General features: G+C 53.5%; 15 protein-coding genes and 1 CRISPR repeat array. Of the genes, 12 read left to right on the top strand and 3 right to left on the bottom strand.

Features of this window, described 5'->3' with window-relative positions; translation table 11 throughout:
• Positions 1-346: 346 nt before the first annotated feature.
• Positions 347-1,963: a CRISPR direct-repeat array (repeat unit 35 nt; unit sequence GTTTCAGTCCCCTTGCGGGGAAGTGGTGGTGAAAG).
• A 326-nt stretch (positions 1,964-2,289) separates the two neighbouring features.
• A complete protein-coding gene (cas2, locus tag IGS16_RS20850; protein ID WP_297088795.1) occupies positions 2,290-2,565 on the bottom strand; it encodes a CRISPR-associated endonuclease Cas2 in 276 nt (91 codons plus the stop codon).
• 12 nt (positions 2,566-2,577) lie between these two features.
• Positions 2,578-4,845, bottom strand: a complete 2,268-nt coding sequence (gene cas1, locus IGS16_RS20845; RefSeq protein ID WP_297088794.1) for a CRISPR-associated endonuclease Cas1 — start codon at positions 4,843-4,845, stop codon at positions 2,578-2,580.
• A 543-nt stretch (positions 4,846-5,388) separates the two neighbouring features.
• Between cas1 and IGS16_RS20840 the strand changes: the two genes are divergently transcribed.
• The 10 genes from IGS16_RS20840 to IGS16_RS20795 all read left to right on the top strand — a co-directional run bounded on the left by IGS16_RS20840 (position 5,389) and on the right by IGS16_RS20795 (position 18,437).
• Entirely contained in the window at positions 5,389-6,156 is a 768-nt protein-coding gene (locus IGS16_RS20840; RefSeq protein ID WP_297088792.1) for a hypothetical protein, read from the top strand.
• Between the two features lie 112 nt (positions 6,157-6,268).
• On the top strand, positions 6,269-8,146 hold the full coding sequence (locus tag IGS16_RS20835; RefSeq protein ID WP_297088790.1) for a hypothetical protein: 1,878 nt from the start codon (positions 6,269-6,271) through the stop codon (positions 8,144-8,146).
• On the top strand, positions 8,147-10,684 hold the full coding sequence (locus IGS16_RS20830) for an RAMP superfamily CRISPR-associated protein (protein ID WP_297088788.1): 2,538 nt from the start codon (positions 8,147-8,149) through the stop codon (positions 10,682-10,684).
• Complete coding sequence (locus IGS16_RS20825; RefSeq protein ID WP_297088785.1) at positions 10,674-12,272, top strand: RAMP superfamily CRISPR-associated protein; 1,599 nt, start codon at positions 10,674-10,676, stop codon at positions 12,270-12,272. Before IGS16_RS20830 ends, IGS16_RS20825 begins: the two co-directional genes overlap by 11 nt.
• Before the next feature lie 11 nt (positions 12,273-12,283).
• The gene (gene csx19, locus IGS16_RS20820; RefSeq protein ID WP_297088784.1) at positions 12,284-12,922 is read left to right on the top strand and encodes a CRISPR-associated protein Csx19; all 639 of its coding nucleotides are present in this window, start codon (positions 12,284-12,286) and stop codon (positions 12,920-12,922) included.
• Positions 12,915-15,176 (top strand): TIGR03986 family CRISPR-associated RAMP protein, encoded by a 2,262-nt coding sequence (locus tag IGS16_RS20815; protein WP_297088782.1) that lies wholly within the window; start codon positions 12,915-12,917, stop codon positions 15,174-15,176. The genes csx19 and IGS16_RS20815 overlap by 8 nt, the downstream gene beginning before the upstream one ends.
• 56 nt (positions 15,177-15,232) lie before the next feature.
• Entirely contained in the window at positions 15,233-16,669 is a 1,437-nt protein-coding gene (locus tag IGS16_RS20810; protein ID WP_297088781.1) for a TIGR03985 family CRISPR-associated protein, read from the top strand.
• A 103-nt stretch (positions 16,670-16,772) separates the two neighbouring features.
• The gene (locus tag IGS16_RS20805; protein WP_297088779.1) at positions 16,773-17,453 is read left to right on the top strand and encodes an HD domain-containing protein; all 681 of its coding nucleotides are present in this window, start codon (positions 16,773-16,775) and stop codon (positions 17,451-17,453) included.
• Positions 17,425-17,739, top strand: a complete 315-nt coding sequence (crn3, locus tag IGS16_RS20800) for a CRISPR-associated ring nuclease Crn3/Csx3 (RefSeq protein WP_297088777.1) — start codon at positions 17,425-17,427, stop codon at positions 17,737-17,739. The genes IGS16_RS20805 and crn3 overlap by 29 nt, the downstream gene beginning before the upstream one ends.
• A 38-nt stretch (positions 17,740-17,777) precedes the next feature.
• The gene (locus IGS16_RS20795) at positions 17,778-18,437 is read left to right on the top strand and encodes an ATP-binding protein (RefSeq protein ID WP_297088774.1); all 660 of its coding nucleotides are present in this window, start codon (positions 17,778-17,780) and stop codon (positions 18,435-18,437) included.
• A 16-nt stretch (positions 18,438-18,453) separates the two neighbouring features.
• Here IGS16_RS20795 and IGS16_RS20790 read toward each other — a convergent pair whose 3' ends face one another.
• Positions 18,454-18,951 carry a hypothetical protein gene (locus IGS16_RS20790; protein ID WP_297088772.1) on the bottom strand — a complete coding sequence of 166 codons (498 nt, stop codon included), beginning with the start codon at positions 18,949-18,951 and terminating at the stop codon, positions 18,454-18,456.
• A gap of 62 nt (positions 18,952-19,013) precedes the next feature.
• Between IGS16_RS20790 and IGS16_RS20785 the strand changes: the two genes are divergently transcribed.
• Both IGS16_RS20785 and IGS16_RS20780 read left to right on the top strand, forming a co-directional pair.
• Complete coding sequence (locus IGS16_RS20785; protein WP_297088770.1) at positions 19,014-19,697, top strand: response regulator transcription factor; 684 nt, start codon at positions 19,014-19,016, stop codon at positions 19,695-19,697.
• Positions 19,694-21,064 (top strand): HAMP domain-containing sensor histidine kinase, encoded by a 1,371-nt coding sequence (locus IGS16_RS20780; protein ID WP_297088768.1) that lies wholly within the window; start codon positions 19,694-19,696, stop codon positions 21,062-21,064. Before IGS16_RS20785 ends, IGS16_RS20780 begins: the two co-directional genes overlap by 4 nt.
• Positions 21,065-21,145: the final 81 nt, after the last annotated feature.

Genomic DNA, 21,145 nt, shown 5'->3' with positions numbered 1-21,145 from the left:
TTTTCGTTTTTCGTTCTTTCCCAAAGCTTTCCGTCCCCTTGCGGGGAAGTGGTGGGGAAAGGAGAAGGGAAAAAGGAAGAACGAAGAACGAAGAGGGAAGAACGAACAGGGAAGAACGAAGAGGGAGGCAATTCTGGGCGAATCCAGTTTCCTTTTTCGTTTTTCGTTTTTCGTTCTTTCCCAAAGCTTTCCGTCCCCTTGCGGGGAAGTGGTGGGGAAAGGAGAAGGGAAAAAGGAAGAACGAAGAACGAAGAGGGAAGAACGAACAGGGAAGAACGAAGAGGGAGGCAATTCTGGGCGAATCCAGTTTCCTTTTTCGTTTTTCGTTTTTCGTTCTTTCCCAAAGCTTTCCGTCCCCTTGCGGGGAAGTGGTGGTGAAAGCATGATGATTTTGACTTTGTCTGAAGCAGAAAAAAAAGTTTCAGTCCCCTTGCGGGGAAGTGGTGGTGAAAGAGAAGCTGCTTTTGATGCCGCAGTTCACGAATCCCGTCAAGGTTTCAGTCCCCTTGCGGGGAAGTGGTGGTGAAAGTCTTCTGGACAAAACCTGGCTCAACGGAACGGAAGTGATCAACGTTTCAGTCCCCTTGCGGGGAAGTGGTGGTGAAAGACTGGCGGAACTGCTACTACTGGTCCGATCAACATTGATCAAGGGTTTCAGTCCCCTTGCGGGGAAGTGGTGGTGAAAGTCGTTCGTCGTTTTGTTTGCTACGAAGTTATTACTGGAGTTGGTTTCAGTCCCCTTGCGGGGAAGTGGTGGTGAAAGATAGAGACAGTCTACGTCAACAAGCGGAATAAAGGAGTTTCAGTCCCCTTGCGGGGAAGTGGTGGTGAAAGTTGCTAACAGATCCACTACAAATGCACCGTGCAGCATTGCAAATGTTTCAGTCCCCTTGCGGGGAAGTGGTGGTGAAAGACCCGTTGAGTTTACCACCAAACCCGGTGTCACGTCACTGTTTCAGTCCCCTTGCGGGGAAGTGGTGGTGAAAGGATTAAAGCAGAGCGGGGCGTTTCTCTCCATGGCGGGGTTTCAGTCCCCTTGCGGGGAAGTGGTGGTGAAAGTTGGGTGTTTGTCTGCGGGGTGGCAGCGCCAGGGTCAACCGTTTCAGTCCCCTTGCGGGGAAGTGGTGGTGAAAGCGTCCAAGACGGGCGTAAGTTGATTCTCAAGGCGGGTGCAAAGTTTCAGTCCCCTTGCGGGGAAGTGGTGGTGAAAGTCTCTCCGAGTGAAGCGAATGCAGCGGCTGAAGCGAAGTTTCAGTCCCCTTGCGGGGAAGTGGTGGTGAAAGATGGCAACTGTAACACATGATTTTGATTGGTCAGTGCAGTTTCAGTCCCCTTGCGGGGAAGTGGTGGTGAAAGGCTGCTATGGAACGCGCCAGCGAAACACAAGCTGATCGTGGTTTCAGTCCCCTTGCGGGGAAGTGGTGGTGAAAGCTGCTTCTGCTGTCATGAGCCAAGCGAATCGTCAGGAAGTTTCAGTCCCCTTGCGGGGAAGTGGTGGTGAAAGTTTCCGGTTGAAAAGAGGTAAGAATCACCTCTACCTGACCGAGTTTCAGTCCCCTTGCGGGGAAGTGGTGGTGAAAGCAGTCTTTCTATCAGAGACACCAACAGCGCGTTGCTCAAGGGTTTCAGTCCCCTTGCGGGGAAGTGGTGGTGAAAGTCCCAGATGACACCAACGTTCAAGGCGGCTAGACACCTTGTGTTTCAGTCCCCTTGCGGGGAAGTGGTGGTGAAAGCTTCATCTAAAGAGGTAACCATGGCCAACAATCAACAACAACAGTTTCAGTCCCCTTGCGGGGAAGTGGTGGTGAAAGCGAGCAGTCTCTTGAATGGGCTTTGCAGTACCAGAGCAATTCGGTTTCAGTCCCCTTGCGGGGAAGTGGTGGTGAAAGAAACTCTGAATTACAAGGAAAAAACACCCATGTCTCACTGTTTCAGTCCCCTTGCGGGGAAGTGGTGGTGAAAGAGTGCCGTCTGAAACCCTGTCTGGGCAAGGCTCCCAGAACAAAAATCGACACGATCTTTCCGGAGTGGCAATAAAGCAAAGAAAAGAGACACCAGGACTTTTCTCTGAGAGCCAGAACCCTTACTGAGTCAGGCATCTCCACAATCGAACGAAGTTATGCGGCTTTCAAGGTGCGGTTGGATCGTGGAGGCGACCCATCGACCCCCTCAGCATAGTGGGTTCTTCCTAGAAAAGTCAATGGAAGAAAAAATAAAACGGACAGAGGTTGCCCTCCATCCGTTCCATTGGGTTTGCCCGTTGCCCAGGCTGGTGCTAAACGATTTGCGCTAGATGATATAGGCCTTTGGCGGGGGCGCGGGCGGTTCGCTGCCGATCGTCAGCGTTTTGGGCAGGCTGTCGGCGGCGATCCAATAAAACCGCACGTTGTCTTCAGCAGGCTTGACCTGTCGCTTCACCTTTTCGTAGAGCTTCTTCATCTCTGATTGGGAGAGAAAACATTCAAACACGCTATATTGCACCCGCCGCCCATGCCCTTCGAGCAAGATAGCGAGGCGATCGCGGCGTTTGTCATCGGGAATGTCGTACACCACAAGCACTAGCATGGCATCCCTCCCTCAAATTGTCCGAATAAACGGGTCGTAGGGCTGGGAGTCTTGCAGACATTTTTTGTAGCGCTGGATTTGGAGCTGAATCGCCCGCCGATAGCTAACGGGCTGTTGCACGATGGGATGAGTCACCGTTTCGGTAATGCGATCTTCAAAATGTTTGAGAAACACGCGCCGCGCCGCGTTTTCCAGGTACACGCCACCTTCGGCATTGGGAAAAGTGAAATCGGTGGGGCGAATCGCCTTTTTGTTGATTAGCCACATCACCAGGCTATCGACGATGGGCGATCGCCATTCTTCCATCAGGTCAAACGCGAGGTGTGGCTCCTTGCGGTCGGAGCGGTGCAGGTTGCCCAGGTAGGGATTTAGCCCTTCGGCGAGGATGAGGCTGAGGACGTTGTTGAACAGCAGCGTGTAGCCAAAGCTGAGGAGGCTGTTGACGGGATCTTTGGGCGGGCGGCGGTTGCGCTCCGTCAGGCTAAAGCCGGGGTTGGTGATCAACTGCCCCAAAGCGGTGAAATAGAGCCGGGCCGATGCGCCTTCGTGCCCGCGCATTGCGTCCAGATCTGTCGTTTTGGTCAGCGCGGCGATGTGCTGGTCGATGCGGTGGATTTTGGCACTCAGCCCTTCTACCTTGCGCTTGCGATTGAGTCGCAGCAGCAGATGGCGCGAGTTGGTGAGCTTGCCATGCAGGATTTGCTGCGCCATTTTGACCTGAAAGCGGGGATCATGCCGCCGCCCAAACTGGGCTGCCTCGGTGGGCAGGTCGCAAAACTCGCTGCTCCAGAGGTGCCCTTTATAGTCTCCGGCACGACTCATAAACACGACGGGAATCTGATGTTCCAAACATTCCGACAGGGCGCTGGTGCTGATTTGCACATTGCCCAATACCAAAATGCGCCCGACTTCTTTAATCGGGATTTCAAGCGGGGGGAATGGTTCTGGGGTTTTGGATTGGGGATTTTGGGTTTTGGATTTGGGGGTTGGAGGTGGGGACGGGGGCGATTGCGCCGTGAGGCTTTCGTCTTCGTCGGTTTCAAACCGGCCGCCCTCGATGACGAAGCGCCCGTGGTCTTTGCGGAGCATTGTGCCCTGACGAACCAGATACAGCGTAGACATGCCGTTTTTCCAACTCCATTCTTTAGATTCGATTTGCACGGGTTTTTCGTCGCGCACCCGATAGCCCATGACGACATACAGCGGCGGCGGAATTGGCTGTTCTGCGGTTTGAATGGCCGCCAAGAGGGCTTGCTGCATTTGGGTTGTTTGGGGCGGCGGGTCGCTGTGGTGGAGGATGGGGGATGCCTCTGGGTGAGTGGCTTTTTGGGCGATCGCCGTTTGCTCAAGCTGCCGCTGCTGCCGGGTTTTGGGCTGGTCTTGCACGACGAGCGATCGCACAAAGGTATGGCCCAAAAACCGGAATCCTTCGTTGAAAGTTGTGACGCGGGTTTTGTCGGGGTGCAGTTCCAGCCCCATCGTGTGGAGTAAACTTGCTACCAGGTCGTAGGCTCTTTCGATCCGCGCTTTGGACTTGGCCAAAATCACAAAATCATCGGCATAGCGCACCAGCTTCAGCCCGGCGGCTTCGATGGCTTCGTCAAAATCATCGAAATACACATTGGCCAAAATGGGCGAAATCACCGCCCCCTGGGGCACGCCCTTATTCGGCAAGATCAGCCCCGCCGCGGTGGACACACCGCTACCGATCCACCGCTCTACCAGATGCCCGATCGCCGGATCATGCACCCGCTCTTGTAGCTCGTCAAACAGGCGGCGGTGCTGAATATTGTCAAAGTATTTCACCACGTCGGCATCTAGCACCCAGTCATAGCCCTGCTGTCGCCACTGGTCGATCTGCTGCACGGCGCTTTTATAAGAGCGGCCGGGACGATAGGCAAAGCTGCTGTTTTCAAACTGGGGTTCCAGCAGGGGATGCAGCAGGTTGAGCAGGGCTTGTTGCACGATGCGATCGCGCACCGTGGGCACAGACAGTCCGCGCCACTCGGTTTTGGGGGGTTCGCCTGGTTTTGGCCTGGGCTTTTTGGGAATGTGGAGCGATCGCAGCGGTAGGGGTTGGTAGGTACCCGTTTCGATCTGGCGGCGCAGCGTGGCCAGCTTGCGCTCGGCATCCTGCTCAAAGGCTTCCACCGTTTCGCCATCGACCCCCGCGCAGCCCCGGTTTCGCCGCACCTTGAGCCAGGACTGCCAAAAGTTTTCTGCCGACAGAAACCGCTGCCAATCTAGTTGGGGCAGTTCCAATTTGGGTCGATCTGGCATGGGGACATCTCCTGCAAGAAAAGAAAAGTTAAAGGTTGCAACGCAAAATCAGAGACAGCGATTAGATTTGAGACTTATGTACCTAAGACCGAGCTTGATCCCTCTAGCCCGCCTTAAAAAGGCACTGACAGACTTGAGACAGCAAACTTACTGCCCTCATCCCCTAACCCCTTCTCCCCGCTTGGGAGAAGGGGAGCCAGATATGGGGTTGAAGTCCCTCTCCCGCTCTGGGCGAGGGCTTAAAGCCATCGGCATACCAGAAACGGGTGAGGGCTGAAATTGCTGCGTGAGTTATATTTAGTGCCCTTATATTTAGTGCTCTTAAAAGGGGGGGAAACCGATCCGCTCCGGAGGTTCCCTCTGTTTCTGGCAAAGCAGATGGCATAGCAGATGGCATAGCAATGACACTTGGTGCGGTTTGTGTTTTCAGTTCATATCTTCAACGGGCTTGGAAGACCTCCCTTCCAAAGGGGTGTAAAACAGTTAGGTATAGATCCGGTATCGACATCAGACCTTGAGAAACAGGGAGGTTTGCCCTACGCCATGCGAAACACGCTGACCGAAGCCATTACCCAAGCCATCAAGATTGTGTTTAATGCAGAGACGATTCTGCCGTTTTTTATTGGGTCGGTGTGCCTGGGACTCTTTGGCAATGCGGTGTATGACCTGCTCCAGTCGTGGCTGGGCGATGATGCGACGGCGCTGATTCGCATTGCGCTGATTTCGCTGCTGATTTTGGTGGGGGCGATCGCCACAGTTTCGTGGTTGATCTCTCGCCAGATTTCCCTGTTGCCAACGGACGTTCCGTTTGAGGTGCAGCAAAAACAGATGGAGCAAAGATATCCGGGGCTGATTCTGCTGGTCAGCAATCTAGAAGCTTGCGAAACGGCCATTCGCTTTCATCTACCCGCGCTCAAATGCTGTTGGCTTATCTGCTCACGCGAAAGCCTAGATAAGGCGATGGATTTGCGCCAAAAATTTCCTGACGTATGTGTGGATAATCCCATTGTGATGAATGATGTCTATGATCCTCTGAAGTTTCGCGATTGTGTGGATGAAATTTATCGAACTCGCTTACCCAAGGGCTGGTCTGAGCAAGACATCATTACTGACTATACGGGCATGACTGCTCACGCCACGGTAGGGGCAGTGTTGGCCTGCATCAACACGGCTCGCCCGCTGCAATATATTCCTGCTCGAACCGATCCAAGAACTGGCAGAGTGATCGGCTCGCTCGATCCGATCCGTGTGACGCTGGGGGTGCAGATGGTGGGGCGATCGCCCTGGCGCGATCGGCAAAAAGTAAGCTAAGTGTGCTACCTGCTGTGAGTTCTGGGTGCCTGTGAGTCCTGGGTGTCTGCGAGTCCTGGGTGTAGCTAGATCCGCGTGTTCGGTTTTCCCTTTTTATCTTTGAGCAATCGCTATGTTTCTCGTCCTTCTGGAAACGTCTGGCAATCAGGGCTATATCTTTTCGACCAACAAGCTGCGTGAAAACGTCGGCGCATCGGAGATGACCTTTCGCGCTGGCACGAAATGGGTGCTGGATGCCGTGGCTCAGAACGGTGGAAATTCCCGTTTAGGAATCTGGAAAAATTCGCAGGGCACAGAAGAAATCCGAGAAGATAAAATCCGAAAAAAGCTGATGGATTCAGCGCTAAATCCGCCGCTGGAGTCAACGCCAGACATTGATTCTGAAATCATCCTGGCAACTTCTGGCAAGGCGCTAATTCTCACTCATGACGAAGAGAAAGCAAGAGGAATGATTCAAGCCGTCACGCTGAAGGCACTGAGAGAAGCAGCCGGATTGGATATCTTCGGCGTGTTTGAGGAATTTAGCTGGGAACAGGATAACCTATCGGATGTGAACGAGCGGGTGCATCGAAAATTTGCAGAAGCGCGATCGCACAATGCCACCCATCATCTCCGCTTTTTGCGATTGCCCGTGGTCGATCAGTGCGCCACCAGCGGTTTGCCTGCCAACGAAGTAGATCCAAAAGCGGCTGGAGGGGAATCTGTGCTGCGATCGCGCGTCTCCGTAGCAAAGCGCAGGAACTACGACAGTAATATCGAACGCATCGGAGAATTACTCAAGCGAAATCAGATTCCTCAAAGCTTTGCAGAAAGCATTAAAGCCCTAGATGACGAGGATGAACGGCAGAACAAGCAAGGTTCCTGGCGGGCTGTGATTCATGCCGATGGCAACGGCCTGGGCGAAATCTTTCTCAAGTTTGGAGCGCACCTGACCAAGCTGGGGAAAATGACGGGTGATATTAGCCAAAATAATCGCACCTATGTAGACGCATTGCGCCGTTTTTCCCTGGCGCTGGATGTTTGCACTGAGCAGGCATTTATCACCGCGCTGCGATCGTTTGGTACGGGGCTTGAGAAGTTGCCAATCGTGCCGTTGGTGCTGGGTGGCGATGACCTGACGGTGATTTGCGATGGCAAAGCGGCGCTGCGGTTTACGCAGCAGTTTCTCCTCGCCTTTGAAGCCGAAACGCAAAAGACCGATGATGCTCACTACCACGGCATTCTTCCTGAAATTGCTGAAGCAGCGCTGGGCGTGAATCGTCTCTCTTCTTGTGCAGGCGTGGCGATTATCAAGCCTCATTTTCCCTTTTCAGTTGCCTACGAGCTTTCGGAATCGCTCATGCAATCGGCAAAAGCAGTAAAGCAAAAGCTGACCCATGTGTTGCCTGATGAAACAAAAGCCGTTCCCTATCCCTGCTCTGCGCTAGATTTTCATGTGCTGTATGACACAAGCGGCGTGAACTTGAGACAGATCCGCGATCGCCTTAGCCCCACATCCGACACTCAGCTCTACATCGCGCCTTACATCCTCACTCCAGTTAAAGATCTGTCGGTCAAAGACGAGATGACGCAATGGGCAGAGCCGCATCAATGGGAACACCTAGCGCGTCGAGTTGAAGCGCTAAATGCAAAGGATGAAGACGGGCGGCGCAAACTGCCGAATAGCCAGATGCACAACCTGCGGAATGCACTGTCGCAAGGTGCAGAACTGGCAGATGCCCAGTATCGGCTGATTCGCAATCGCTATATTGATTCACACGCAGATGTACAAGATGAGGATGCTGTTGAGAAGGGCGATCGCCCCATTTTCGACATTCAAGCACTGGAAGGAGATCGCGAGTCTTTATTCACAAAAGTTACTGATCCTGTCACAGGAAAATCACTCAAAATGACTGGCTTGCTGGATGCGCTGGATGCGGCTGATTTTTTAGCCGCCGACCTCTCTGCGGACCCAATTTTTCAACGCGCTGCCGACCGGGAGGATGGCTAAATGAAATTTCAACTCACCATTACGATGCGGAGCGACTGGCATGTGGGCGCTGGCGCTGGGCGGCGAGGCGACATCGATCGGCTGATTCAGCGCAACCCCGACGGCTTACCTTACTTGCCTGCAAAGACGCTTACGGGCATTTGGCGAGATGCCTGCGAACTCATTGCCGATGGGCTGGATAGCACTGGAATCTCTGAGGATGCATCCACATCCTGGAACCAGTGGGTCGATTTCTTATTTGGAGATCAGCCTGCGATCGCCAACGCTGGAATTTCAACTGCGCCCCAGCCCGCCGCTCTTTCCATCCGAGCCGCCCACCTGCCGGAATCCCTGAGAAATTTGCTGAAGCATCGGGCCAAATCCTCCAGTCCTGCACATCAGGCATTGCAAAGTGCGTTTACCTTCATCAAACCCGGAATCAGCATTGATGACAGAGGATGTGCAAAGGAAGATTTTCTGCGCTTTGAAGAAATGGCGCGAATTGGCACGGTGCTGACGGCAGATTGTGAATTGCTGGCAGTGTTGACTCCGGATCAGCAGCAAGCAGCTTGTACTCTGTTGGCAGCGGGCGCAGCGGTGGTGGAACGGCTCGGCGGCAAGCGGCGGCGCGGTGCAGGTCGCTGCGAGTTCAAGATTGATTGGCCTAAGGAGGTTGGAATTCAGCAAGCCCTGTGGGACATTCTGGCGCAAGATGCACCTGAACTTCCCAAAGCTTCAACACACAGCTCAAATCACTCAGATCACTCAGAAAAGACGAATTCTCCGGAAATTCGCAGTGATCAATCCGGGTGGCAGCGAATCACGATCGCCCTAGAAGCCCTAACGCCCCTGGTCATTCCAGCCCGCACGGTTGGCAACGTAGTCGAAACGCTGGACTACATTCCCGGCACGCAATTGCTGCGGCTGGTACTGCAACAGGTGCGATCGCTCGGCGTGGATCTGGGCGATGCGGTGGGGCGGGGCGACCTGCTGGTGACGAATGCCACGGTTGCGATCGCCGATCAGCCAGGACAGCCGATTCCTGCTTGCCTGTTTTACGAAAAATCGGGCGGTGGACTGGACAAAGGAGGCAAGGTTTACAACCGTTTCTGTGAACTGGAGCCAGACGCTCAGCTCAAGGGCTATCGCAAAGGCTATATCGAGTTCACAAAGCGCCTAGAAACGCTCCCCGAATACCAAACCGTCGATACGCTCGTTGGCACACACAATACCATCGAAGACCAATACCAGCGCCCTACCAGCGAGGTCGGCGGGGTCTATAGCTATGAGGCGATCGCCCCTGGAACCTGCTTCCAGGCTGAGCTACGAATTCGATCATCAATATACGATGCACTGTGCCAGAAACAGGCTAACTGGTATGAGAAATTGCAGGGACATCACCGCATCGGACAATCTAAAAAAGATGATTATGGGGACGTTAAAATCACTGTAAAGATCATTCAACCGGAACGCGAAACGGATGCCCAAACGGAGGATTCAAAACCAACGGGAAAACTTTGGGTGTGGCTGCTTTCAGATGTGCTTCTGCGGAACGAGTCGCTGCGGCCGACGGCATCGGTCGAAGACTTTCGGCAAGCACTCCAGCAGACGCTCAGCGCTGAGGGGAATGAATCTATTCAGCTAGAACTCTCTACTCCCGGTGAGGGGTTAATTTCCGCCATGCTACGATCGCACCGAGTCGAGTCCTGGCAGACGCAGTGGAATTTGCCTCGTCCCTCTCTAGTGGGCATTGCGGCAGGAAACTGCATGGTCTTTGAGGTAAAATCTGGAACGCTTACTCCTCAGCGCCTCAGACAGCTTGAGCTATCGGGCATGGGCGAACGAACTGCGGAGGGCTACGGGCAGCTTTGCTTTAACCATCCACTGCTCAGCGAACCGTTGAGCGCTAAGAAACCAAAGCACAAATCTGAAAAAGCTGAGTCAAGTCCGCCGCCATCATTGATTAGCGCATCTAACTGCGATTCTGAGGTTTTCAAATATGCCCGCTTGATCGAGAAGGCGGCCTGGCGCGAGGCGATTCGCAGGGCTGCTTTGTTTTTAGCTAGTCAGGGCGATCGCCGTGAAAGACTGCTAGGCATTTGGATACACCAAACCGAACAGGGCGCGTTTGTGAGCCAGCCCAGCATGAGCCAGCTTGGTGGTTTGCGCTCAGTCCTCTCTCAACTGAAGTTCAATCAAAAAGAGCCAGTTCTGTCCTGGATCGAAAACATTCGAGAGAAGCGCTCTAACACATGGGATGGAACAAGAGATGGACTGGACAAGATTGAGCGTCTGATCCATGAAAAGATACAGATTTGGCAATGGATTAGCACTGCACTTTGTCATGCTGATCCGAATCAAAACAGCCTCAACCATCCCTCTCTTCAGGAACTCACCCTGACCCAAACGGGCGAATCAGAATTGAAGCAAGAGCTTTGGGCAGAAGCAGTTCAAGTTGTCATTGATGCCTGCATTCGCGCTCACAAGCGAGAGCTAGAGGAGCTAGAGAAAAAGCAGGAGCAAGCAGGCGTTGCAGCAGGAGCAAATCATGGCGCGTAAGATAGACGCTCGATACATCATCACAGGTACACTCATTGCCGAAAGCCCCTTGCACGTTGGCGGGTTAAACAATGACCCAATGGTTGATTTAACGCTGGCAATCAACGGAGCCGGAGACTACTACATTCCCGGCACCAGCCTTGCGGGGGCGCTGCGCGGCTGGATGGAGGAACTGGAAGAAGATTCCCAAATTATTTCCATGCTCTGGGGGCCGCGTCTGGGGCAAAACGGCAGAACGCAGAGCGACGACGGCCACGCGAGTTGGGTGCTGATAGAAGATGCCGTGATTCAGGGCGATGTGCAAACGGAACTGCGCGATGGGGTGGGAATCGATCGCTTTGGCGGCAGCGCCGCAGAATACATCAAATTCGATCGCGCGATTTTGCCGAAAGGTAGCAAGCTCAAGTTGCACATTACGTTAGATCGGGTTGCAGAGTCAAAGTTGGCGCTGAATGATGCTGAATGGAAAGCAGCCTGTGAAGCATGGTCGGGGCTATTGCAAGCACTGCAAGACGGCGACCTGAGCCTGGGCGCTGCCAAAACGCGGGGACTGGGAACCGTAAAGTTGGAAAAGTTGGAAGTTAAAGAGCAACTGTTCAACTCTCGTGCAGGCATTCTTGCGCTACTCAAAGGGGAATCTGGCAACTCGTCGATTTTTAATCTGGAGGCAAATACACCGCGAAAGGCGCGTTCTGGTTTGACCGTTACCATTGACTGGGAACCTGTTTCGCCGTTGATGGCAAAGGCAGAGCGCGAAGGTATCGCAGTCGATATGCTGCCGTTGGTGAGCAGCATTGGCGACCGAGTTGCGTTTGTGCTGCCGGGAAGCTCCATCAAAGGGGCGCTGCGAACCCAGGCAGAGCGCATCGTTCGCACGGTTTGCCCTAAGTTCAATCATGCCGCCGCAACAAAGCCAGCCGATTCCAAAAAAGCATTTTTGCAGCAGGTGGAGGTTCCACTGGTCGAGAACCTGTTCGGCAAGGCAGCCAAAACCGAGGGTAAGCAACAGCAAGGGCGCATGGGTGCATTGTCCGTTGCCGATTGCTACGCTGACCACGAAATCTCAGGACAGCAATGGGAAAAGATTCAGACCGCCAAGGAATCTGCGGAGTTGCTACAGGCTCTAAAAGACGCGAAGCTGCATGATGTGCAGCAGGCGTTTCACGTTGCGATCGATCGCTGGACGGGTGGCGCAGCGGATCAGTTTCTGTATAGCACGCTGGAACCGATGGGGGTGCAGTGGCAGCCGATCGCCCTCCGGATCAATCTGCATCGTTTGGAGGGGGCAGACCTGCAAAAACAGGGTGTGGCGCTGCTGCTGCTGGTGTTGCGAGATCTAATTCAGGGGCGAATTCCGCTGGGCTATGGCGTGAACCGAGGCATGGGGGCGATCGCCATCAAATCCATTTCGTTTTCAGCCAGCGGCGCGAACTTACCCGACGAAATCCAAGCCCTTCACAACGTCACGCTGAAGGTTGAACCAGAACAATCGCAAACTTACCTCACCGCCCAGCATCTCGCTCAGATCCGCAGCCTTGCAGGGTTGAACGATGCCTGGAAAGCCTGGATCAAATCAACAATTCCTTAGGAGGTTGCATCATGAGTGAGGCAGTCGCTACCAAAACGAAACTTTACAGGCAATCAGATCAGGACATCTCTTTGAAAGACGCGCTGAACAAGGTTAAAGAGCTGATGCCAGGGGCGATCGCACTACTTTATAGCCCCCAAGCTTGCAGGTTCGGCAAATTAGAGTCAGATGGACAAGTCACAATTTGCTGCAACAGTAAACAAGACTGGCAAGAGCAGCACTTGGATCTGTCCCCTGAGTCTAAAGCCAAAGTGTTTGAAGCCAGAGTATTCAACGAACAGGCAGAGCTACGCTGGCTCAGCATTCCCGGCAGAAAAGGAAAGGCTGTGCTGATCGCAGAAACAGACTTGGGCAATGGATTTGCAGACCACAGAGAACCATTAACCTATCTCGAAACCCTCGACCAGACCTACGTGCTTTGGGGCAAGCGTCTTGCACAGCGGACTCCAGAGCAGTGGAGCATCTTATCTGCGGCTCGAATCGGGTCGATGTCTGTTCCAATTTCCGCAGGCACTAGCAGCCAGGACACTGTGATTCTGCACAGTCGCGAGTACCTGGGCGAAGTTGATAAGTACGGCAATGTCGCAGTGCAAGAAGAACGCTTGGTGAAGTTGACTTGGCAAACCCACAAGGAGAGCAGCTATGAATAAGAAGCGAGTAAATTGGTCACAATTGGCACAACTCAAATCTCAGTTGCCACTCGGGGAAGAAAATGAAAACGACGTAACACTTGAAGACGTGAGGGAGAATGAATCCGCTTTTCAAGGAGGATTTCATAATCCTTACAACTTCATTCCTGCGCCCAGTCGAAAGCAAACTGGGGAACTTCAGGATGAAAAGCCATTGGGTCATGCGAGCTATTTAGAAAACAAGTGGAGTGGACGCATTCGTGTTTCTCTAGAGACAATCACACCATTGCTGATTCCTGATGCTGCCAATCTTAAGGCAAGTGGTCAGGAAAAGCATAAGAGCTATCCAATCCGAAAGCTTGGTGAGCAGCCTTATCTTCCTCCCACGTCTATAAAAGGAATGCTGAGAACAGCTTATGAGGCTGTGACGAACTCTCGGTTTGGGGTATTCCAAAATCATCAGGATCGGCTTGCCTATCGAATGCCTGCGACAGAGGGATTAAGTCTAGTGCCTGCCCGAATTGAGGGCGATTGCGATCGCATTCAACTTTTACCTGGAACCACCCCCGGTTTACCGACTTGGAATACTAAGAATGAACGCTGGAATATTCCCGGCAATTTGATGTATGCTGCGTGGCTACCTCGATATAAGAAGGGGAGCGATCGCCTCTCTCTGGATGCTCCTAAATTTACCGGAATGCAGCATGGGCAGGCTGTTAAGGTTTGGCTGCAAAAAGTAGAGCGAAAGCCTTTCTTTTACTGGGTAGTTTGTGACATGGTGCCCAGTTCATCCGAACTTCCTGAACGTCCAACTCCACCGAACTTAAGCAGGAGTCATAGACTCACCTCGGAAACATTAAAAATTGAAAATGCCTATCTATGTATCACCAACCAAAACATCAAGAACAAATACAATGAGCGGGTATTTTTCATCCGTCCAGAAGATGAGAAGAAATGGGGTGTGAGCTTAGATGAGCCTCAAGCTGACAAACTTAAGAAAGCTTGGAAAGAGCTAATTGAGAATTATCAAGAAGAACACAAACGCGAAATTGAAGCAGGCTCAGAACGTCCACCTCAAACCCAATACGGAAAATGGTCAAGACACATCACTGGAGGGAGTCAGGAAGCTCAACTGAAAGATGGCACTCTCTGCTATGCCTTTGCTGAGAAGGATGGGCAAGACTGGAAGGTGATTGCGCTGTATCCAGTGATGATTGCCAGGAAGCTGTTTGAGATCGATCCTGATTCACTTTTGCCTGAGTCGCTAAAACCTCCTGGCACATTCAATGAGCTTTCACCCGCCGATCGCGTTTTTGGTTGGGTGAATCAGAAGGGCAAAGGTGCTTATAAAGGTCAGTTGCGGCTTCACTCAGTGAAGTGTTTGTCAACGGATGCGATTCAAAAGTTCACGGACGACCCAGCGAATCATCCTGGATTGCCGCTGACCATTTTGGGACAGCCAAAGCCCCAACAGTCTCGATTTTATGTTGCCAAGAATAAACAAGGCGAAGCTCTGGGGAATAATGTCTCCAAGCAAGATGGGTATGCCTCTGCAAATCAAGGGCTGCGGGGGCGGAAGGTGTATCCCCATCACAAGGCGATCGCCCAAAATGCCGACTATTGGAATGCCGACCATTGGGACGACCCGATGGGCGATCGCACTGGGCAATCTGTCAATGGCTACTATCAAGAATATCGCCGCCCGAAAAAAGACGGTGCTGAGCAGCGCGATAGCCAAAACCGCTCGATCCAAGACTGGGTGAAGCCCAAGACGCAGTTTGAATTTGACATTGACATTACAAACCTGTCGCCCGTAGAGTTGGGCGCGTTGCTCTGGCTGCTGGAGTTGCCAGATGGCCATTACCACCGACTGGGCGGCGGCAAGCCCCTCGGCTTTGGCAGTGTGCAGCTAAAGATTGATTGGAGCCAAACCGATCTGCGATTAGGACAAACTTGGAAGCAATATTATGAATCGCTGCTGCCGATCGAGCCACCCGATCCAGGGCAGGCAGCGGAATGTGTCGATGCGTTTAAGCAGGCCGTTGCACTTGCTTATTCACCGCACAAGAACAAAGAGGACTTTGAAAAAGTTCTGTTTATTCGAGCATTCAAGCAGGCCGCAAAAGGACTCGACGGCCCGATTCACTACCCTAGAGTGAAACCACAGCCAGACCCAGATGGCGAAAACTACAAATGGTTTACCGAAAATGAGAGCAAGGACAAGCGATCGCTCCCGCCGCTCTGGAATGAAACGGGTTTGCCCTATGGGGAATAACACGCTGGATTCGCAATCCAAAATCGCCAATCCAAAATCCAAATTGGTTCATATCTATGGAATCTTCGTTTGACTATCCGCCGACGGTAGAGCTGTTGGATTATCTGGTGCCTGGTATGCTGGGGCAAAAGGGCAATCTGCAAAAGGCAGTGCGGCTATGGGCGATTTTGCGATCGCTCTACGGCGAAAAACCCATGCTGCTTTCTACCGATGCAGTGGGTTCCTTTAGCAATGCCCAATGGCGAGACTCGTTCTTGCAGCCAGAGCAACAGCAAAGAACCCTCAAGCAGTGGCTCTTTCAGGATCAGCCTCAGATAGATGAAACGCTATGGCGGCAAGCATTTGTGAATCGCTATGGCATTCAGCGCGATCGCCTTTCTGCACTGTTGGGAGATTCGCCAGCAGATGAAGAGCCGATTCCGTTTCAAGTCGATCACCGCACCTTGCGGAACGACTTTGCAACGCTGGAAAAACTGGGCTGGCTCAAGGCTAGCGGCACAGGCAGCCAGCGGCGCTACTACAAAGTTAGCGTCTTGCCGACCTTGCCCTGGATTGCTGCGATCGCCGCCAAATCTGCGGACGAGCCAGCGTTGATCCACTTCATCCCGAATGATTTGGCTAACGTCGTTGAGCATTTTCCTCAGCCCATCAACGGCATCCAGCGGTTTATCCTGGATACGGAGTATATTATTTCCCAGGCTGTATCTTGCCAAGTGGAGCAATTACTCCAAACCTTAAAGGAGGGCTGGCAGCAGACTCCCGTACCTCCCGTGCGGCTGGTCTATCGCAGCATTCGCTACTACGAGGCAGAGTTTAATATCCTAACGTATCCCGTTTGCATTTATTATTTCCAGCGTGCGCCATACCTCTTTGCCTTTGGTCAAACGCCGCAGCATTTAGATGATGGTAAACCGGAGCATTGGAGCTGGTATGACTATCGCCTCGATCGAATTCTGTCTCTCCAGCTTTTGGATTGGAACGATCCATCACTGCCTGCCGAATGGCGGTTCAAGCCTTCACAGGTATTATCTTCGGCAAAGTCGGCCCCGCGCTTACCCAAGCGATTTGCTGAGAAAACACCGGAATTTGTGCAGCAAGAGGTTGCCTTGGCTATGGGTGTCGAAATTCATCGCCCGATCGCCCCTTTATTACTCAGATTTGAGCGCTATTTCTATGGCAACTACATTGCCAACACCGAACGCGCCAAGCTGTTTACTGAAATGGGCTTTGCCCAAGCAGAAAAGCGCTTTCGGGCTGATCCAGAGATCAGCAGGCAGGGCTTATCGCTAACCAAGCTGTTTGGCGATCGCCCCCGCCACAAGAGCAGCGTCTTTTGCACTGCCCAACATCGACTCGGCGACAACAATGTCGTGATGCGGCTGCGGGCGTGGGGTCCCAATGTAGAAGTGTTGCTGCCACTAAGTCTGCGTCAGCGCATGAAGGACGATATGCAAGAAACTTGGACGCTGTATGAATATAACCTAACTGGATAAAAACACCAAATAAATCATCCAAATCAGTAAGGATCAATCCACGCAGATGATTGCTAACAATCAGTCTCAATTCCAACCTCTTAGCTCGCGTTTTGCAAACGCCTTGACCTATGCCTTTCACTTGCATCAACATCAACTTCGCAAGGGCAGCACTGTGCCTTATATCAGTCACTTGATGAGTGTGGCGGCGCTAGTTCTCGAAGATGGTGGAGATGAAGACGCTGCGATCGCCGCACTGCTTCATGATGCAATTGAGGATCAGGGCGGGAATGCCACTCGGAATGAGATCCGGAAACAGTTTGGTGATGCCGTGCTACGCATTGTAGATGCCTGTACGGAATCGGACGAAACGCCAAAACCATCCTGGAAAGCACGAAAACTTCGGGCGATCGCCCAGATTCAGCAAGCCGAATCCGCCATTCAGCGCGTGATCCTTGCCGATAAGCTGCACAACTTGCGCTGTATCTGGGCAGACTGGCAGCGTCAGGGCGATCGCGTGTGGCAGCGTTTCAATGCCAGCCCTGCTGATATTCTGTGGTTCTACAGCATTTTCTTGCCTCGTGAGGCACATGCTGCCCTCTCGATGCAAGGGCTTATTGACCATCCGTGTGCCTCACTAGCTTCAAAAACGCTGTATCGGGCTTGCCTGGATGCCGTGGGCGATCGCTTTTCTAGCCCAATGCTAATAGAACTCCGCACACTGCTTACAAATCTGGAAAATTCTTTAGACAATCTCACCTCAAACGTAAACTCTCATGGCAAAACCCGTCTTCACAATTACTGATCACCCCCATGAGAATGGGCTAGTCTTTCGCTTGGTGGAGTTTGAAATTCCCACTGGAGTCACGACACCAGAGCAATTTGCAGAAGCGGTGCGAGAGATTGAACCAGCACTCGTGGGTTCATCGCCAATTTTGATCAACGGTCGTGGCCCGGTGTGGGGATACGGCATGATTTTTCATGCAGCGCACCCCAGTCCGGCGATCGCCACCTATGACCCCCGCCTGGGTTATGTCATTGTGCAAACGCATGATGAACGCTTTCAAGTTGGCAAGACGATCAGCCTCTAATCTCTACTCCAATCTCTAATTGTGTGCCCTCATCTACCATGACGACTCCCCATCGCCCCCTGACTCAACCCTCTTCTGCCACTGATCCCCGTGCCCACTATCACGGTCGCGTGATTGCCGTAGGCGGGCCGCCGCATTCAGGAAAATCAGTTTTTTTGGCAGAACTGTATCGACAGTTGTTGCAGCAACAGCCGTCGGGGGTATTTTTGCACCGCGCCTGTCCCGATGGAGAGGGCATGTGGTCTAATGAAGCCGATCCGACCGTGGTGCAGCAAATCCGCAAAAAAGCTGCCTTTTCGGAAGAGTTTGTTGGCTCAACGCTGCATGTGATTGAGCAATTGGGAAGAAACTCTCAGTTGTCTCTGATCTTGCTCGATCTGGGGGGCAAGCGCACGGCTGAGAATGCCGAAATCTTGCGGCGATCCACTCATTGCCTTGTGCTGTCAGCAGATGAGGAAGAGGCGATGCGCTGGCATGTCTTCGCCGCCGAGGAAGGGTGTCCAGTGCTGGCTAGCTTTCAGTCGCGCCTGGTGCGATCGCCCAACCATCAAATCGACCCGACTGCCCGCTCCACGATTCAGACCGATCGCCCCATTCCTCAAGGCACACTCGTCAACCTCTGCCGCGAATTGGGAGCCGATTGTTATCAAGAGGCGATCGCCCAGTTTGCCGACTGGCTGCTGACCCAACCGTATTAGCGCCCAACACCGACGCTTACTCAATTCGATAGCGAATCAGTTGGCGAACCTGCTCAGGCGGCAGGCTTAGCTCCTGGGCGATCGCCCGCTCCACCGTGGCATAGTCTGTGAGCGGATATTCAAACTCCAGCGCCTGCAACGTCGAGCCACGCACTTGGACGGCCACCTCAGACGTGCCCTCGCGCTGGTCAATCTCCACATCAATCGAAACCACCGTCAGCCGCAGTGTTAGCTCCACCTGTGGCGGATTGGGCAGAATGATTTGGTCTGGCAGGCGATAGGATTGCCCCAAAACGCTCTGGTTGAGCCAGCCTGTTCCCAGCCAGAAAAGCGCACCAACGGCAGGTAGCGTCAGGAAAAATAGCCCCAGTTTCAAGAATGACGCGGGCAACAGGCTGTTGGCGGGCGATCGCAGGGAGGATGAACTCTCCTGCTTTTGGGCAATCTGCCCATCCTGAGCGGATAGAATTCGGTTTTGGGAGAACCGGGCACGCAGCCAGCGAAATGGAGTCATAGCAGGTAAAATTTGAAACCTGGAGGCAGCCGCAGGACGAGCTTCCTGAGCAGAGCAGGGTTATGAAGATTCTATTGGCTGAAGATGATCCGATTCAACTGGAGCCGCTCCATGCCGCCCTTGCAAAAGCCGGCCACATTACGGATGCCACGCTGGATGGGGAAACCGCGCAGTGGCTCATGCAGGAACACACCTACGATCTGCTGATTTTGGACTGGATGTTGCCCAAGATTAGCGGGATTGATCTGTGTCAGCAGCATCGTCAGACAGGTAGAGGCACGCCGATTTTGATGCTGACTGCCAGGGATGGGTTGATGGATCGGGTAACGGGGCTGGACGCAGGCGCAGATGACTACCTGATAAAGCCAGTGAGCATTCTAGAACTGCTGGCGCGGGTGCGGGCGCTGGGGCGGCGATCGCCCCTTTGGACGGGCGACATCCTACATTTGGCAGATCTGCAACTGCATCTCGCCACGCTGACGGTTCAGCGGCAAGACGTGAGCATTCAGCTTTCGACGCGAGAGTTTCAGTTGATGGAATACTTGATGCGGCATCCTCAGCAAGTCCTGACCCGCGACCAGATTGAGCGAGCGCTGTGGGAATGGAACATGCAGCCGGAAAGTAAGGCAGTCGCGATTTTAATCCACCGGCTGCGATCGCGCCTGCAACCCCTGGGGGCAGAAACCTGGGTGCAGACGGTCTATGGCATGGGCTATCGCCTGAGCGTGCCAGAGGCAACTCTTTGAGACTCCGTTCTGATGCCGCTGACATGCTATTCAACCGCAGCCGCCAAAATCTAGCTACCTGGTTTACGCTCTCGATGGGCAGCATTCTGGTTGTCTTTGCAGCGCTGTTGTATTGGCGCGAGGCCCGCGATCGCCTGCAAACCTTTGACGCAGACCTCTACAATACGGCCCAAATCATGGCGGGCGGCGTTGAAGAGATTGAGTATCAATCGATTCGGCGCATCGACCTGGAAAGTGTGCCCCTGCTGGGAAACGATACGCTGGTGCTAGACACCTACTTGCACTTTGCCCGGTGGTATACGCCCGATCGACGGCTCCTCCAGTTTGTGGGAGACATTCCCGCTGCCACGCTAGAGGCACCTATTGGACTGGTCACTCTGACGGGTGCGGCATTGCGCCCGGCCGCTCCATCGAGTCCGTCACGGGCCGGCCCGCCTCAGCAGTTTCGCCAACTCACGCTGCCCGTGCGTCGGGGCGAGGAGGTGCTGGGCTTTTTGCAAATTGCGGCATCCCTCGATTCGGTTCAGGAACCCCTGCGAGAATTGCGGCTGTTCTTGTCGATCGGCGTGCCAGTGGCGCTGGGGGCGATCGCCCTCACAGGCTGGATTTTGGGTGGCGTGGCTATGCAGCCGATTCGCCAGTCCTATCAGCAGCTCCAGCAATTCACTGCCGATGCGTCTCATGAGCTGCGTGCGCCCCTGGCGGGCATCCTCAGCAACGCCCAGGTCGGGCTGATGGAGCCAGTGGACTCCCAGGAGCAGAGCCACCGCCTGCAAGCCATTGTCGAGATTGCCGAATCCATGAGCGCTTTAGTAGGTCAACTCCTGTTTTTGGCGCGACACTCTGGGCAACTGCCGCCGCATGTTTTGCAGTCCGTTGATTTGGGGCAACTGGTGAAACAGCTTGTAGACGCGACCCAGGCGCAAGCCACCCACCGCCAGCAAACCCTGCGCTGCACAGTGCCACAGACGGCCGTTCTGGTTTTCGCCGAGCCGCAAGTTTTGCAAATGGCGATCGCCAACCTGCTGCAAAATGCCTGTCGCTATACCCCCGCAGGCGGCACGATTGACCTGGTTCTTACTCAACAGCCCGCCAAAGCAATCCTGCAAGTCAGAGACACAGGCATCGGAATTGATGCAGCCGATTTGCCGCACATTTTCGATCGGTTCTATCGAGCTGATGCCGTGCGATCGCGCGAAACCGGGGGCGTGGGGTTGGGACTGGCGATCGCCCGTCAAATCATTGAAGCCCACCAGGGGAGCATTGCTGTCCGCAGCCAAATCCATCAAGGCTCGGTCTTTGAAATTCAGTTGCCGCTCATCCGGCAAAAAGGAAGCCGCAAGGGAAAACCCGCCCAGGGTTCCTGAAACCTTCTTGTTACTTTTGGCTGGCACTGTAGAAGCTGGCGCTGCACGGCTGCCCTCATCTTGTGCAGGTCTTTTGGAGTG

The organism is Thermoleptolyngbya sp. C42_A2020_037, from assembly GCF_015272455.1.
In the GTDB taxonomy this organism is placed as follows: Bacteria; Cyanobacteriota; Cyanobacteriia; order Elainellales; family Elainellaceae; genus Thermoleptolyngbya.
Note: the sequence above shows the minus strand (reverse complement) of the source record. Positions and strands in the feature narration are given on the sequence as shown.